Annotated in this window: 12 protein-coding genes and 4 pseudogenes; 5 read left to right on the forward strand and 11 right to left on the reverse strand. The window is 33.1% G+C overall.

Translation table 11 applies throughout. The features are described 5' to 3' along the window. Window positions 1-10 precede the first annotated feature (10 nt). The 5 genes and pseudogenes from ABLV95_RS10975 to ABLV95_RS10995 form a co-directional block, all read right to left on the reverse strand. Window positions 11-1,955, reverse strand: a pseudogene (locus ABLV95_RS10975) (BglG family transcription antiterminator). A gap of 242 nt (window positions 1,956-2,197) precedes the next feature. Then, window positions 2,198-2,524 carry a PTS lactose/cellobiose transporter subunit IIA gene (locus ABLV95_RS10980; protein WP_069817822.1) on the reverse strand — a complete coding sequence of 109 codons (327 nt, stop codon included), beginning with the start codon at window positions 2,522-2,524 and terminating at the stop codon, window positions 2,198-2,200. Window positions 2,525-2,534: 10 nt separating this feature from the next. After that, window positions 2,535-2,855: a PTS sugar transporter subunit IIB gene (locus ABLV95_RS10985; RefSeq protein WP_427706129.1), complete on the reverse strand. Its 321-nt coding sequence runs from the start codon at window positions 2,853-2,855 to the stop codon at window positions 2,535-2,537. A gap of 30 nt (window positions 2,856-2,885) precedes the next feature. Beyond that, complete coding sequence (locus tag ABLV95_RS10990) at window positions 2,886-3,782, reverse strand: haloacid dehalogenase-like hydrolase (protein ID WP_460875680.1); 897 nt, start codon at window positions 3,780-3,782, stop codon at window positions 2,886-2,888. Between the two features lie 13 nt (window positions 3,783-3,795). Further along, entirely contained in the window at window positions 3,796-5,124 is a 1,329-nt protein-coding gene (locus tag ABLV95_RS10995; RefSeq protein ID WP_460875682.1) for a PTS sugar transporter subunit IIC, read from the reverse strand. A 134-nt stretch (window positions 5,125-5,258) separates the two neighbouring features. On the opposite strand from ABLV95_RS10995, the gene ABLV95_RS11000 reads away from it, so the two are divergent. The 5 genes and pseudogenes from ABLV95_RS11000 (at window position 5,259) to ABLV95_RS11020 (ending at window position 10,662) form a co-directional block, all read left to right on the forward strand. Continuing rightward, the gene (locus ABLV95_RS11000; protein WP_460875684.1) at window positions 5,259-5,690 is read left to right on the forward strand and encodes a winged helix-turn-helix transcriptional regulator; all 432 of its coding nucleotides are present in this window, start codon (window positions 5,259-5,261) and stop codon (window positions 5,688-5,690) included. Beyond that, window positions 5,666-6,481, forward strand: coding sequence for an ROK family protein (locus ABLV95_RS11005; RefSeq protein ID WP_460872076.1), 816 nt, complete (start codon window positions 5,666-5,668; stop codon window positions 6,479-6,481). Before ABLV95_RS11000 ends, ABLV95_RS11005 begins: the two co-directional genes overlap by 25 nt. Before the next feature lie 243 nt (window positions 6,482-6,724). Beyond that, window positions 6,725-7,132: a zinc ribbon domain-containing protein gene (locus ABLV95_RS11010; protein WP_460875686.1), complete on the forward strand. Its 408-nt coding sequence runs from the start codon at window positions 6,725-6,727 to the stop codon at window positions 7,130-7,132. Between the two features lie 433 nt (window positions 7,133-7,565). Then, entirely contained in the window at window positions 7,566-8,870 is a 1,305-nt protein-coding gene (locus ABLV95_RS11015; RefSeq protein ID WP_427706121.1) for a TcaA second domain-containing protein, read from the forward strand. A 540-nt stretch (window positions 8,871-9,410) separates the two neighbouring features. Further along, window positions 9,411-10,662: pseudogene (locus ABLV95_RS11020) on the forward strand (aminoacyltransferase). A gap of 249 nt (window positions 10,663-10,911) precedes the next feature. On the opposite strand, the gene nagB reads toward ABLV95_RS11020, so the two are convergent. The 6 genes and pseudogenes from nagB to ABLV95_RS11050 all read right to left on the reverse strand — a co-directional run bounded on the left by nagB (window position 10,912) and on the right by ABLV95_RS11050 (window position 16,503). After that, window positions 10,912-11,634, reverse strand: coding sequence for a glucosamine-6-phosphate deaminase (nagB, locus tag ABLV95_RS11025; protein ID WP_427706117.1), 723 nt, complete (start codon window positions 11,632-11,634; stop codon window positions 10,912-10,914). Window positions 11,635-11,768: 134 nt separating this feature from the next. Further along, window positions 11,769-13,308 (reverse strand): annotated as a pseudogene (gene ptsG / locus ABLV95_RS11030) (glucose-specific PTS transporter subunit IIBC). Between the two features lie 377 nt (window positions 13,309-13,685). Next, on the reverse strand, window positions 13,686-14,111 hold the full coding sequence (locus tag ABLV95_RS11035; RefSeq protein WP_460875689.1) for a hypothetical protein: 426 nt from the start codon (window positions 14,109-14,111) through the stop codon (window positions 13,686-13,688). Between the two features lie 14 nt (window positions 14,112-14,125). Beyond that, window positions 14,126-14,497 (reverse strand): hypothetical protein, encoded by a 372-nt coding sequence (locus tag ABLV95_RS11040; protein ID WP_460875691.1) that lies wholly within the window; start codon window positions 14,495-14,497, stop codon window positions 14,126-14,128. Further along, on the reverse strand, window positions 14,484-14,720 hold the full coding sequence (locus ABLV95_RS11045; RefSeq protein ID WP_460875693.1) for a hypothetical protein: 237 nt from the start codon (window positions 14,718-14,720) through the stop codon (window positions 14,484-14,486). The genes ABLV95_RS11040 and ABLV95_RS11045 overlap by 14 nt, the downstream gene beginning before the upstream one ends. A gap of 528 nt (window positions 14,721-15,248) precedes the next feature. Beyond that, window positions 15,249-16,503: pseudogene (locus tag ABLV95_RS11050) on the reverse strand (MFS transporter). Window positions 16,504-16,578: the final 75 nt, after the last annotated feature.

Genomic DNA, 16,578 nt, shown 5'->3' on the forward strand with positions numbered 1-16,578 from the left:
ATCCCCCTTATTAATGTTGACTTACATCACGAATACATGACATGATATCTGCTATATTTCCAGAAAACAGTGTTGCTCTCGTTGCTTCCTCCATGATTAGCTCGCTAAATTGTCGCAAAGCATTTAAATGTATCTGCGGCTGCTCCGTAGCTAATGTAATAATGATATGCACTGGATCATATTGCTGATGATTAAAGATCACACCCGTTTTAAAATGAACTAAACTAAATCCCACAGGTTGTTTAACATGTTTATGGTTAGCATGAATCAATGCAATATGAGGACTAATTACCATATAAGGTCCAAATGCATCTAATTGTTCAATAATGTCAGCGAGCATAGGCCTCATCTACGATTTGATCATTTACAAGCGGTGATACACATTGTCTAATTGCATCATTTCTTAAAAGTGTTTGCTGTTGTGTCAATATTCGAGATTGTGGTAATACTTCTTGTAACGTTGGCCCTAACCCTTTAACATCATTTACATATCGCTCTCTTGAATGGTTAATAATTTCATTTAATTGCTTTCGATCGTCTTTATTTAAAAATGGCGAAACCCTAATTACTGGTACGCTTGCTTGTTCAAAAGGAACCGTAGAAATGATATAATCAATACCTTCATGTTTTAGCATTACTTCATCTATTTCATATATAGAATAAGCATCTACAATTTCTAATTCTGGATAAATATGATCCATCCTACTTTTTAATAATTGAGATGTTCCTATACCTGATCCACAAAGTAACACGACTTTAATGGCATTTGTGGTCACTGCTGAAATCCGTTCAATCGCAGAAGCAAAATGCAATGTGATATACGATAATTCATCATCAGTAAAGTGTATTTGGTAATTTTCTTCAATGCCCCATACATGCCTTTTAATTCCTTCTATAATATGGTGATACTGCGTATGGATTTCCTTATTTAAAGGGTTCGCATGCGTCATATCAAACTTCAATCGATGAATTGCAGGTCTCAAATGTACGATTAAACCATTTGCTAATTTGCTATCAGACATTAAATCTAGTCCTAACTCACCACTCATACGTTCAATCAATTGTTCTGTTAATATCTCTAAATCGCCTATTTGTTGATTGAGTTCATTCACTTCTGACGTTTTAGCACCCAATAAATGTAAAGTAATAAAAGCCGCTTCACTTTTTGGAAATTCAATCTGAAAAATAGCTTCTAATTTTTCTTTAATTTTAAGTGCAATATGAAATTGCTCTGTTTTAGCGAGCTTTTCATACTCTTTATCAGGTATATCGAAGGCAAAATGTTCATTTGTACGATGAAGCGCAATCAAAATGTGATAAATCAATCCATCAATTGCACTTTGAACTAATTGATATTTTGCATCTAATAATATAGAAGTTACTGTTAAACGAATTTGTTCTAACTCTTTATTCGAAAAAAGTTGATGACCCATGTGATGTGTGTGCGTTTGAAAATATTCATGTACACGTGTGGCATAGGCTTTACGATAAGCATTTTCCTCACCCTGAATTACAAACCCTTTATTTTTCTTGTACTCAAGAAACAAATCGTTTTCTTCTAACCAAGATTGAACATTTTTTAAATCTTCAACAATTGTACGACGTGTTACTGAAACCAATGTTGCTAATACTTGGGATGATGTGGGTTCAATCGATTCAAACAACTTCAAAGTGATATATAATATGCGTTCTTTCTTTGAATAATGCATCGATGTTCCCGTATATTTTGGCTCTAATGTTGCCAACTGAAGCGCTGTCGTTGTAATCTTTATCCCCTCATATTTATTCCGATGAATCGTTAAATCTAATTTATCTTCCATAGTTTCAATGTATTCAAGGTCATATTGTATTGTTCTTTCAGATACATTGAACTGTGTTGCTAAATTATGAATTTGAACAAAGGCTTCACGTTCAAGTAAGTACGTTAATATATGATGTTGTCTCTTGCTTAACACATCAGCAACCTCCTTACAGTTATATTGTAATCGCTTTCTTGTACGTGTGGATGTGTAATCTATTTCGTCTCACAATACGAAAAGTTGCACATCTAAATAAAAAATACTATTTTTAAATTATAAAATGCATAGACCTAATTTGATACTTCTTTGTTTATTTTTCAAAACAAAAAAGATGTAAAAGTAATTAAACTTTTACATCTTTTGCTGACATTGATTCAATACCATAACAAATCATACAATTATTTATTATTTTTTACTTCTTTATATAAATCTATCATTTCCTGGGCAATATCCTTAAAAGTGATTGCTGTCATTAAATGGTCTTGACTATGCACTGTTAACAGCGTCAAATTGATATGTTCACCTTGTGCTTCCTTTGTTAACATATTCGTTTGTACATGATGTGCTTCAAGCAAAGCGGCTTCAGCTTGTTTCAGTTTCGTTTCCGCTTCATCAAACGCACTTTTTTTAGCTGCAAATATGGCTTCCATCGCATGACTTTTAGCATCACCACTATAAGCAATGAGCGACATTGCAAATTCCAAATTCTTCTCTTCTTCAGTCATTGTTCCACCCCTATTCGCTCATTAAACGTTCCGCCGCACTTAATACGTTTGCGCCGTTCATCGTACCGTAATCTGTCATTTCAATGACTTCTACAGGTATGTTTTTGTCTGTACATTTTTTAGTATATTCATCTTTTTTAAAACGGACTTGTGGACCTAATAACAAAACATCTACTTGAGCATCTTCAATTTTTTGATCCGCTTCTGTCGTTGAGACTGCAAATATTTCACGGTCTAAATCTTGTTTTTCAGCTTCTTTTTGCATTTTCTGAACTAACATACTTGTACTCATTCCAGCTGCACATACAAGCATTATTGTTTTTTCTGCCATATAATTCCCTCCATTTATTATTACTATACCCTATCTGTTAATTGATCTCGCTATCATGGATAATGTGTGGCGTTGTCCACGTATCGCTTTACTTAATTCAAAAATATTTTCTACAGGAGCTAAACCGCCATAGCCTGCGTCACCAATATGTTGAATATCCACACCGCATATTTTATTTCGAATTGCGAAGTCCCTAATTGTACTGGCGTCAGAACTCTCTTGACTTGTCCCTATTGCTGACATGACTAAACCACCATGATGATGGACTGCTTTCACTATGTCTTTTAATTGTGCTTCATCAAATCCTGGAACTGTTCCAATAGATGGTACTAAAATAATATCAGCACTCGCATCAATAAATTTTTCAACATATGCTTTAGTAATTACAGGTTCATCTACACCCGCACTGTGCATTTTTCCGGCTATAATCAATCCTGAAAAATTTGCTCTTGTCTCAGCAATTGCACCAACAATTTTTTCATTAGATACGCCAGTACCTGGATTACCTGTCATGCAAATAAAGTTTATGCCTAATTTTTCTAAAGCTTTTACTGTTTTCGAACTTGCTTGTCGTCCTTTAGCAATATTTAATTTTTCTTCTGCCATGCTCGCTTGCTCATCTACTGGTTCTAAATTGACACCTATAGGTCTTGCAACAAGACGTCTTAATTCTTTAATGACATGTTTTTTCTCATCTATATTTTCTACTTTAGGATTGAACGCGTCTAATCCATTTAATAAAATCAAATCTGCTCCGAATGCACGTGATAGTTCTGCATTTGTTATGTCTGGTATGACTGGTGTACGCGTAACAACATTCTCTGCTAAAACAACGCGACCATCACTTGCTTTGATACTTTGTTTTAATTCTTCGGCCGTCATTTTCACTATTTCTGAGGCATTAGCACTTAATAATCTCTTAACCATATTATCTACTCCTTTATTTTGGTTCTTCCGTTTCTTTTTTTCCGTTTACTTCTTTATCTTCTAAATATAAATTATATTTCTCCATTGCTCTATAAAATGGGTAATAGAGTAAAATATCGATAATGATACATACAATTTGAACCAATGAACCACTATAATGCCCTGTCGCTAAAAATCCACTGATGATAGGTGGTATCGTCCATGGCATCGCCGTCCCATTGGTGAGATGCACAATCCCGCTCGACATTGCGAAATACGTTATCGTCGCATTAATCATTGGTGCTAATACAAATGGAATAATTAATCTCACATTAAGTACAACAGGCAAACCAAACAATGTTGGTTCATTAATATTAAATATTCCCGGCATTAAAGTAAGTGGTGCCATCGTTTTTGTGATTTTACTGGAACGTTTTTTAAAAGCTAATATCGCAATTACGATGACTAGACCTATTGTTGAGCCGCCACCACCCATAAATACAAAATTATCAATAAATGGTCGCGTTATGATATGCGGTAAGTCTCCGTGTGGATTGGCTTGATATGCTAGACGGTTTTCATCAATATTTTTCAACCAAATTGGTTGCATAACTGCATTTACTACGTTTGCACCATGGATACCAACAAACCAAAAAGCACTATTAAGACCAACTAAGATAATGGTACCGATCAAGCTTCCTCCCATCAGACTTAACGGTACGCCTAATGTATTAACAATTAATTCATGGATGTTGCCAAACGGTAAATTATCCAATGCGATATATACAGCAAGCCATAATATGATAATCGCTGCCCCAGGTATTAATGCACTAAAACTTTGTGCGACTGCTGGCGGCACTTGATCTGGCATTTTGATTCTAATGTTTCTATTGATAAACCACTGAAAAATTAACCCTGAAATAATACCAATAATAAGTGCTACAAATAAACCCTGACTTCCCATATATATTTGAGGTATTGCTTCTTCAGGTACTTTATCTCCAGTCATTACATTCGGTGTGACAACTAAAAATGCTGACATCGCAATAATACCGGCTGAAACCCCATCTGTATTATATTGCCGGGCAATACTATGGGCGACACCAAAACTTGCAACTAGTCCCATTAATCCGAATGTCCCATTCACTGCTTTCATTAAATATGGTTGAATCCCCTGTGCTTCTAGCCACTCTATCCAGCCTGGTATCGCAATACCACTGATTACTAAAAATAATGAACCAATAATAATCAAAGGCATTGCAACGATAATGCCATCCCTCATTGAAATCAAAATTTTATTTGATCCCAATTTAGAAGCGACTGGTAACAAATGTTTTTCTAATGCGTCATTAAATTTACTCACATCAACACCCCATCGTAGATTCGATTTTGAAAACGCTTTCAATGTTTTTGATTAATTATAATTTATAATCAATTATGTGTCAATATAGTTGCAACTTTTTATTTTTAATATAATAATAAGAGTATTAAGAAATTATGGTGATAAAAATGAAAGCAAACATGACAAATAAACAGCGGATGATACGTGGCCAAATTTTAAATGAAATATACGTACGTGGCCCTATATCAAGAGTTGACATAGCAAGAAATACAGGAATTACACCAGCAACAACAACTGCAGTAACCGCAGAACTAATACAAGATAATCTCATTAAATCTACGGATATTGAAGTTGATCATTACGATATTGACACTAAAAAAACATCAGGACGCAAAAAAATATTACTTACAATTTGTAATAAATATAATTACTATGTTGGTATTGAATTAGCCAGAGATTTTGTAACGTTATGTTTAACTGACAATCTTGGCAATATCGTTGATCAGAATATGATTGATATTACTACAACACAATTCTTAAAAAAATCACTCCAAACTTTATATTGGAAGAACTTAATCATTTCTTAAAACAACATGCGGCTTATAATATTCAAGCAGTTGGCATTGCTTTACCAGGTCACTTTGATGAAATAGATCAACAAATTGCTTCGAATAGTGATTGGTCCGGTTTTGATTTGAAAAATTTACTTTCTCGTATTGACCTGCCTGTATTTTTAGAAAATAACGTACATTGTATGAGTCTATATGAACATTTACTTACATCAGAAAATGATGGCGAAAATTTCATCTTCTTCCATGCTGTAAAAGGGATTTTTTCATCTAGTATGTACCGTGGTAATTTATATGGAGTTTCCAATTTTTCTGTAGGGGAAGTCGGACATACCATCATCCATCCAGACGGTGAACGCTGTGAATGTGGTCGTAGAGGGTGCTTACAAAACTATTTAGGTGGTATGAATATTATAAATAAAGCTAAAGTTATTTATAGAAGTGCTCAAAGCACATATCTCACAAGTTTAGTAGCAGACTCAAATGATATAACTTTAGATACTGTTATAGAAGCGTATCGTTTAGGCGATAGTGGCATCGTACAAATTATCAAAGATGCTATGCGTGCAGTCGCAATTACGCTCAATAATTTAACCATGTTAGTAGATACTAATAAAATTTATTTGCATGGTCCATTATTTAACAATGATATTACAGATGTCATTTTAAAAGAATATTTAAGTTATCAAAACTTATACGGTGGATTAGGTGAAATTGATTTTCAAATGAAAGTTTATCACCCCATTAATGGGGCCAAAGGTGCCTGTGCCCTTGCCATCCACCAACATTTAATTTGGTCAGAATTATAGGTTATGTCAAAATATAATAGTTCGATAAAAGAGATAGCGGAGGATTTTTTGTCTTCCGCCTTCTTTTTTGATTTCTAACACTTCTTAATGACAAGTATTATCTATAAAAATTTTTATCCCTCACAAAAATTAAATAAAAATAACTTTTTAAATTATTAATTTTTTCCTTTTTTGAAAAAGCGGTGCGCACTAGATATAACTGTGATATTCTATTTTAATAAACATATTATAAGGGGGATTTTTATGCATTGCCCAAATTGCGGGGAGTCAGTTACAAAAAAAGATTTATTTTGTGGCGAGTGTGGTACCAAATTAACACTTCAAGATCAATCATCTACTGACAATCCAACTACTAATCAACATACATCTCAGTCTGATGCATCACAGAATCATGAACCATCTCATACCTCTCATCAGCCAAAACAACCAAGTCAATCAAACAAAAACATTACCAAACATTCTGATGATATTTTTAATGAGGCAAAATTATTTTTCTCCAGCTCATTTTCTAGGACAGATGAGGCAGTTATAAGTAAACATCAATTTACATTTAAAACGCTTTTCAGTCTCATTATTGCAGGGTTTATAATTACACTTATTTTATTATCTTTAGTTATACCAAGCAGAGGTAGCATTTTTTGCGACAAGTAAGGCTAATATCGTTTTTAACATTACCTTTTACATACTAATATCTATTTCAATAATTTTTGCCATTACATTATTATTGATTAAACTGCTAAACATTAAAATCAGTGTACATAAAGCACTTTCCGATTTTGTATTAATTAATACTTTTTCTGTAATTGCGTTCTTATTAGGCTTATTATTTCTAGCTATTAATGTGCCAAGCTTTGGATCAATGCTTGTTTTAATTTCTATGCTATTTACATTAGTGTCACCAATTTATCTCACAACAAAGCACAGTCATATGCACCAACTTCGTATGCCCGTGATTTATGCTATTTTAATTTATATTCTTATTTTAGGTGTCCTCCTTCGCATTCTTATTGAAGGAACAGTTTCAAATTCTTTAAGTGCTTTAGATTCATATTTTAATACAGATTATTAAGGAGAGAGTTAATTAATGAAATACTGTAGTAATTGTGGAGCCGAAATTAAACCAAACCAAAAAGTATGTACACAGTGTGGCACACCTGTACATCAACAACGTAGTACAAATAACAACGACAATCATAATAAAAAATCAAAATTACCACTTTATATTACAATTGCTGTCATTGTAGTTATCATTATTGCATTATTTACAGCTTATAAGATAATTGAAAGTCAGCTTTCACCGACAAAACAAGCTGAAGCTATTTCAAATGATTTAAAAAATAATAAGCCCAGTAACTTAACTCATAATTTAAAAGCAAACGGCGGGTCTCTGTCTAAAGACGAAGCCAAAGCTGTCTATAAATATATTAATGAAACAGATAGCCCTGAACGTGTTGGTGATGAAATTCAAAGCGCCGCACAAGGTATGAAAGATAATACAATGGGTGGCACTTCTGTTACGGTTGGCGATAACGAACTCATAAACATCTCTCAAGATGGTAAAAAATGGGGCATATTTAAAAACTATAATTTTAATGTAAATGAAGCGTCTGTTACCATTCTTCCTGAAGAAGATAGTACGTTATCTTACAAACATAACGACGATACGAAACAAGTGAAACTAAAACAAGGTAAGACAAAAACACTTGATGACTTCCCTATTGGAATATACGATTTAAAAGCTACTCAAAAAGTAGATGGTAAAAAGTTTGATGGTGTCGTTCATATCGATATGTCTGAAAGTAACGATGCTGATCCTCAATTCAAACAAAAGCGTTTTACTGTAAGTACTGACTCAGCATATATCGATTCAGATTCACTAAAGCTTTATATCAATGGTGAAAAACAACAAGACTTTGATGAATACGCTAGCGAAACATTTGGTCCATACTCACCTGACGAAAAAGTAGAAGTATATGCTACAACTGAAGTTGAAGATAAACAATTCACATCAAATGTCGAGAATGTTTCAAGCCCTGAAAACGACGAAGAAGAAGTTGACGTTACTTTAACCTTTGATGATGATGCTATTAGCGACCATGAAGACAAAGTATTTGAAAAAGAAACTCAATCTGAAGATGACGAAGACGCATCCAGTTCAGATGAGGAGGATGTCACACATGATAATGTTATAGACAAAGTCGAATCATATGAAGGCGAAAGTTTAGACACTGATACTTATACTTATAAAGAACCTGAAGAAACAGATGATGGTTGGGGATTTTCATTTACCGATAAAGACGGTAATTTAGCTGGATCATATACTATAGATGATGACGGTTATGTCACAGAATATGATGAAGACGGTAAAAAAGTCAATTCTGGATATTAATATTATTTTATAGGGAGTGGGACAGAAATCTAATTTTTCTAATAAATTTCGTCGTATGAACCCAGCCCGGCACAGCTACTGTAAACAAGTGCTTCAGCGCTTTTAAAGAACTACTTGTCTTCATAAATGAAGTAGTAGTTCTTTAAAAGCTTGATATAAGCGCATTTTCAATTCAGTCAGCCACTGCCAATATAAAAAATAAGCCTGAGACATGTGCTATGTCCCAGGCTGTTTTTTATTTAAATAAATCTTTCTTGCTTCTTTTCAAAATAATTTTAATAATATGTAGTTATTCACGTTATTCGAACATCTTCACTTCCCCTTTTTTCTAATCACTCTACGCCACTTTCATTTATCTTTTTTAATTGTCACAATTTTAGTAACTTTTATATGTAAATCTATACTGATGTAATATTACATGTTAGAATTTTATTGAATTAAACTCGTAATATTTATCTATAAATATCTATAAATCCACTAGATCCTAGGGATCTGGACTGCTGATCCAGGTTTCTTATTATTTAAGAAATAGGTGAAAAAATGAACTTCGTAGAATTAACAGCAAAAGAATTCACTGATTTTATTAATCAACATTTTGTGCATTATACCCAGTCTTATTCTCATTTTCATTATAGAAATCAGAATAAGAACGATGTACATTTAGTAGGCGTTAAAGAAGATGATAAAGTGATAGCGACTTGTCTATTAACAGAAGCTAGGGCATTAAGGTTTTTTAAATACTTTTATTCTCACAGAGGTCCTGTTTTAGATTATAGTAATCCAATATTAATTAAATTCTTTTTTGAAAATTTAAAAGTATATTTAAAAACTCAAAAAGCATTATTCGCTTTAATAGATCCATATATTTTAGAAAATATTAGAGATACTGATGGAAAAATAATTGAACACTATGATAATGAAAAGCTTAAAAATGCATTATCAAAATTAGGTTATGCCCATCAAGGTTATAGTATTGGTTACTCTACTACTAGCCAAATTAGATGGTTATCTGTTTTAAATTTAAAAGATAAAAGTGAAAGTACCATATTAAAAGAAATGGATTATCAGACACGTCGTAATATTAAAAAAACTTTTGAAATGGGTGTGGAAATAAAAACATTGGATATTTCAGAAACCGATGTATTCTTTGAACTATTTCAAATGGCAGAAGAAAAGCATAATTTTAAATTTAGAGATAAAGCTTATTTTGAGGAAATGCAAAAAATTTATGCTAATCATTCTATGTTAAAACTCGCGTATATCAATTTAGAAAATTATAAGCGAGCAATTGCAAAAGAAAAACGATAACCTTCTTTTAGAAATTAAAAATTTAGAGAATAAATTACAAGAAAACACTAATTCTAAAAAAACAAAAACGAAATTGAACCAGTTAACGCAACAACAAAACAGTTACGAAAGAAAAATTAATGAGACGATTGAATTAATTTCAACAGAAGGAAATATCTTGAATTTAGCTGCTGCATTTTATATATACACGAAAGATGAAGTTTATTACCTATCTAGTGGTTCTAATCCTAAATACAACCAATTTATGGGGTCTTATCGTTTACAATGGGATATGATTAAATTTGCCATAGAGAACGACATTCCAAGATATAATTTTTATGGCATTACTGGAGACTTCAGTGAAAATTCTGATGATTATGGTGTACAGCAATTTAAAAAAGGCTTTAATGCACACGTAGAAGAATATATTGGTGATTTTATAATTCCAATTAGAAAATTTTTATACAAACTATATTTATTAAATAAAAATAGACATGTTACGTAAATTAGATTCAAAACCAAATGCTGTAAATGTATTTGGTTTTTGAATCTATTTTTTGTTCATTCATTACTCAATACCACTTGAAAATGTCGGCGATTTGGTCCAATTCCTCATTAGTTAATAATGTACTAGCCGAATACTATAGGCTGAGGTTGCGCCCGCGGACAGCGCGCACAAAAAAATGCCAACAAAGTCGGAAACTTTGTCGACATTCTAAACCAATACAAACTTGTATCGCTTTTGTATATTTATTTAATTTAAAGCTGAATCATCAACGATAACTTCTACATTCGGATGTTGATGCAATATTGAAGCAGGAAGTGATTCTGACACTTTACCATCCATTAATTGTTGGATTGCATCTTGCTTATTACTTCCAAACGCTATTAGAATGATGCGTTTCGCACTCATAATAGATGCTAAGCCCATTGAAATAGCTTGTTTAGGTACATCTTCAATATTATCGAAGTGTTGACTGTTTGCTTTGATTGTTGAATCCGTTAAATCTACTACGCGTGTTTCACTTTCAAATGATGAAAATGGCTCATTAAAACCAATATGTCCATTTTCACCGATACCTAAGATTTGAATGTCTGCTGGCCCCGCATTGTGTATACATTGCTCATAGGCAATACATTCTTTTTCTACATCTTCTGCATCACCTTTAGGTAAATAAATATTATCTTCGTTCCAAGTGCTATTATGATTGAATAAGTGCTCTTTCATATAAGCATGGTAACTTTGTTCATGATCTGCCGCTAACCCAATATACTCATCTAAATTAAATGTCACCACATCAGTTAATTCTGTGTGATTAACATTAATTAATTCCGCTAAGTATTTATAGATATCAATCATTGTACTTCCCGTAGCAAGTCCTAACACAGCATTAGGTTGCGACTTTATTTGTTTCAAAAGCTCTATAGCAACATATTGACTCGCCGTTGTGCGGTCTTTCAAATTTATAACGTTCATATTTCTACCCCATTCTTTCTAATATCACTATATATTTTCATAATTAACATTTAATAACCTATATTACATAATTATCTGTTTTTTATCAAATTAATATAAAATGAATCATGCATACAATACTATTATACGCTTGTTTATGACTGTTCACTATCTAATAGTTCTTCTACTTCATTTTTTATCGTAGTTACATGGGGACCATAAACAATTTGAACGCCGTTCCCCTTCTGAATCACGCCTCTCGCTTCGGTCGACTCTAATATTTTTCTATCAACATCTTTATCAGTCTTTAAGGTAACTCTTAATCTTGTTGCGCAACAATCAACGATATCAATATTCTCTTTACCACCAAGACCTTGAATAATCGTTTTAGCACGATCAGTTGCTTCTACAGTTTCAGCCGCTTCGCCTTCTTCACGTCCAGGTGTTTTGAAATTAAATTTCGTGATGCAAAATCTGAATATAATATAATAAAGCATAAACCAAACGATACCTATTGGAATTACCCACAAGAAATTCGTCTTAGCATTGCCCTGCAATATACCAAATAATAGATAATCAATGAAACCACCACTAAATGTTTGACCAATCGTAATATTAAATATGTCTGCGAGCATAAACGCTAAACCATCTAAAAAGGCATGTATGACATAAAGAACCGGTGCTACAAATAAGAAACTGAATTCTAATGGTTCTGTAATTCCTGTTAAAAATGATGTTAACGCTGCAGATAACATTAATCCGCCAACGACTTTTTTACGTTCTGGCTTTGCAGTATGGTAGATTGCCAATGCAAGCACCACATAAACCAAACATCATAGTAATGAATCTACCTGACATATATCTTGATACACCTGAATAATATTTAGTAACATCAGGATCACCCAATTGAGCAAAAAAGATATTTTGTGTACCTTGTACAATTTGTCCTTTCACTTCTAAAGTACCACCCAGCGCTGTCTGCCAAAATGGTAAGTAAAAAATATGATGTAAACCAAATGGTCCCAAAAGCCTTAAAATAAAACCAAAGAAAAAAGTACCAATAACTCCTGTTTTATCTACAAGTCCTCCAACACCAAATATCCAACCTTGCACAGTTGGCCAAATAAAGAACATCACGACACCTAATATAATAGAACCTAATGCTGTGATAATAGGCACAAAACGTGAACCGCCAAAGAATCCTAAATAGGTTGGCAAGGATATTTTATGGAACTTATTATGTAAAAGCGCTGTCATGATGCCGGTTATAATACCGCCAAATACGCCTGTTTCCACTGTTTGTATTCCAAGGACTGTACTTTGACCTTCTTTAGCTAAATTACCGTCTGCTAATGTATCTGTAATAATTAACAAACCATTCATTGAAGCATTCATAATGAGGAACCCTAACATGGCAGCTAAACCTGCTGTTCCTTTATCACTTTTGGCTAAACCAATCGCAACACCTACTGCAAAAATGACAGGTAAATTTTGGAAGACAATATCACCTGCAGATGACATTAATATAAATATATTTTGTAATAGTTCAATATCCAATAAAGGATATGCTTTGATTGTATTTGGATTACTTAATGCGCCACCAATACCTAACAATAAACCGGCTGCTGGTAAAATTGCTATAGGTAACATAAAGGACTTACCGAATTGTTGTGCTTTCTCAAATAGCTTACTCATAATTGATTAACCTCCTAATTACCATAAATATACAAGCAAAGAAAATGATAATCAATACAATTCGTCATTATGAAAAACATTTTCAAAAGGATATAACGCTTTTTATGTAAGCCCTTTATTATAAACCTCGTTTAGTTCACTTAAATAACAGTTTTCTTTATACATTAAATAATCTGTTTCACCCATTAGGACACTTCACAATCTACATCGTCATATTAAAAGTTTCACGGCAGTGTTTTGAGCCAACATTTTCGGTAAATAATAGTGCTGAAGACTACAAGCTATGACTTCGTAAGGTGTGCAAAAAAATGGGGAGGGACAGAAACCAAAATTTGAAATTTGATTTCGTATTCCCTCCCCTACGACTATTGCTTCGCTTAAAATATATCGCCTAGTGTCACTGACATAATTGCTTTTATAGAATGTAATCTATTTTCAGCTTGATCAAATATCACAGCGTGCTCACCTTGAAATACGTCATCCGTAATTTCCATTTCAGACAAACCATATTTTTCATAAATCTGTTGTCCTACTTCAGTGTTTAAATCGTGAAATGTTGGTAAACAATGTAAGACGATTGCATTAGGATTCATCGTATTCAATAACATTGATTCATTTACTTGGTAAGGTAATAATTCATTAATACGGGTTTCTAAAACAGATTGATCCTCACCCATTGATAACCATACATCTGTATAGATAGCATCTGTTTGATAAATTGCTTGATTCACGTCATCCGTAATTAAAATTTCACTCTGAGATTGTGCGAGCATAATCCTTAGCCATCTTTTGAATTGCTTCATCAGGTTGTAAAGATTTAGGTGCGAGCAATATGTACGTTAACGCCTAATATAGCTCCAGTGATAAGTAAATCATGTGCTACATTATTTCTAGCATCACCTACATATGTTAATGTTTTACCTTCTAAAGTTCCCCAATTTTCTTTTAATGTAAAGAAATCCGCAATCATTTGCGTTGGATGCCACTCATTCGTCAAGCCATTCCAAACTGGCACATTGGCATTTTTAGCTAAAGATTCTATATCTTTTTGATGATAACCTCTAAATTCAATGCCGTCATACATACGACCTAATACTTTTGCAGTATCAGCTGTAGATTCTTTCACACCTAAGTGAATATCACCTTGGCCAAAATACTCTGGATAAGCGCCCAAATCATACGCGAGCAACACTAAATGCCGAACGTGTTCTTGTAGAGGGTTTTTCAAAGAGTAACGCTAAATTCTTTCCTTTCAGATAAGGATGAGGGATCCCACGTTTTTTCTTTTCCTTTAACTCTCCAGTAAAATCTATTAATGTATTCAATTCTTCTGCTGAAAAATCGCATGTTTTCAAAAAGTGTTCTCCTTTAAAAACTTGTAACTTATTTAAAGCTGTTGTGTTCAACCCCATTTTCATCACTCCAATATTTTTATAAGATTTATATACATAATATACGTAATTCACATATAAAACAAGTATAAATATGCTTTATTATGTATATTGTTGAATTTTAGTTTAGAATGTTATCTTTAATTATTTGATAAACAGCACTCATTTTAACTAATGAATTTAACATTTATGCAGTTTTTCAAAGCATTTATGCACTGTGAATTTTCAATAAATAACACTTGTGAAATTTATTTTTTGAGTTATGTATGAATACGCATTGTACTACTTTTTTGTACTACAATGACGCTGAAATACTTAATTGACGGAGGTGATTGATTCTGTTAACTAAAATTGTGACTGTAATCAAACAGATCGTTGCTCAATTTATTTCTGGTGGCTTCCAAGAAAAATAAGTCATTCATTTCCACCCCATTTCAAAACGATTGCATAATCAGCTTTTAAAAATAAAAGAGTCCCATTCTAGTTTTAAAACTAGAATGAGACTTTTTTAATGGTAAATATTTATTTTTTAATACATAATTTTTACGATTACGTTGCTTCTTTCTTACTAAGCTTTGCACGCTCTTCAGGCGTTTTTAAGAAACGTGTCATAATTGCACTTGCTACATATAATCCAAAGATTAAGTACATCATGCCTTTTACGCCAATACTATCGTAGAATAACGCTACTAATCCAGGCCCAGCAAATACACATAACCCTGCACCTAAGTTTAGTATAGCCATCGCCGGCCCTTTGTCGCCATCACCTACAAGCGAAGGTACGAGCGCAGAAATTGGAACAAATCCTGCTAGACACATACCCCATAAAAACCCTACAGTGCCGATGACAAATACATTACCTGTAAATAATTCTGGTACAAAATACAATCCTAATGTGAACACAGCACAACCAATACCGCCGATGTATGAGATTGTATTTTTCCAACCAATCTTGTCACTCAATGCACCGAATATTATATTAAATATAATATTCGCGAAAAAAATTGTTCCCCAAATATTAAGCCAAGTTGTTGTTTCAATACCCTTTGATGCTAAATATATAGGCAAGAACAACGGGAATGCATATTGTGATGCTTGATTAATAATTCTTACAATACATGCCACTGCGACACGTGGTTCTCTTTTTAATATCGTAATTCCGAGCACCCATTTCTTTTACATGTTCTTTCACACCATGGCCTTTATCTTCTATTTCAAATTGATCTCTGTTTACAAATACAGCTAAAAACGTTCCAATAAGAACCCATATAATAGCTGTCCATAAAGTGAACACATGACCAAACCATTGAATTGCGAATGATGAATAGAATGATCCAAGCACACTTAAACCACCTGTAAATACAAACCAGAACCAACCTACTGCCGCACCTAATCGTTTTTGAGGTGAACGGTAAGCCACCCACACTAAAAATGAATAAGCAAACAACGGATAACCAAATCCTCGAATGGCATACGACGGAATCATTAGTTCATAATTCATCGTAGGTATTGCAAATCCTACAAATATAATATGACCAACAATATACAGCCCTGTGCCTAACAACATAACTTTACGCGGTCCAATAATTTCGACCAAGACGCCTGAGAACCAAGATCCAATTGCAATGGTCACACCATAACAAGTCGTTAAAATTGCAGTTTGTTGAACGGATAAGCCGTGATCATGAAGATAAGGACTTATCCAAGCAAGTTCTAATCCATCACCCATCATAAAGATTAATACGCCAATATACCCCCATAATAAAGTTGGTGGCATACCCATTTTCGATAATTTTTTATTCATATTTAACACACCCCTATGTAATTAAATTGATAACTTGTGGCTACTTATACAATTACAAAACATACTAAAATCCTA

Origin of the sequence: Staphylococcus sp. Mo2-1 (assembly GCF_046721385.1) — a bacterium.
Lineage (GTDB): Bacteria > Bacillota > Bacilli > Staphylococcales > Staphylococcaceae > Staphylococcus > Staphylococcus equorum_A.

Bases quoted from the DNA above. Each gene is read 5' to 3' on its own strand.
- ABLV95_RS10980 (WP_069817822.1), bottom strand. From the start codon at position 2,524: ATGACTGAAGAAGAGAAGAATTTGGAATTTGCAATGTCGCTCATTGCT.
- ABLV95_RS10985 (WP_427706129.1), bottom strand. From the start codon at position 2,855: ATGGCAGAAAAAACAATAATGCTTGTATGTGCAGCTGGAATGAGTACA.
- ABLV95_RS10990 (WP_460875680.1), bottom strand. From the start codon at position 3,782: ATGGTTAAGAGATTATTAAGTGCTAATGCCTCAGAAATAGTGAAAATG.
- ABLV95_RS11000 (WP_460875684.1), top strand. From the start codon at position 5,259: ATGGTGATAAAAATGAAAGCAAACATGACAAATAAACAGCGGATGATA.
- ABLV95_RS11010 (WP_460875686.1), top strand. From the start codon at position 6,725: ATGCATTGCCCAAATTGCGGGGAGTCAGTTACAAAAAAAGATTTATTT.
- ABLV95_RS11015 (WP_427706121.1), top strand. From the start codon at position 7,566: ATGAAATACTGTAGTAATTGTGGAGCCGAAATTAAACCAAACCAAAAA.
- nagB (WP_427706117.1), bottom strand. From the start codon at position 11,634: ATGAACGTTATAAATTTGAAAGACCGCACAACGGCGAGTCAATATGTT.
- ABLV95_RS11035 (WP_460875689.1), bottom strand. From the start codon at position 14,111: ATGAAGCAATTCAAAAGATGGCTAAGGATTATGCTCGCACAATCTCAG.
- ABLV95_RS11045 (WP_460875693.1), bottom strand. From the start codon at position 14,720: ATGGGGTTGAACACAACAGCTTTAAATAAGTTACAAGTTTTTAAAGGA.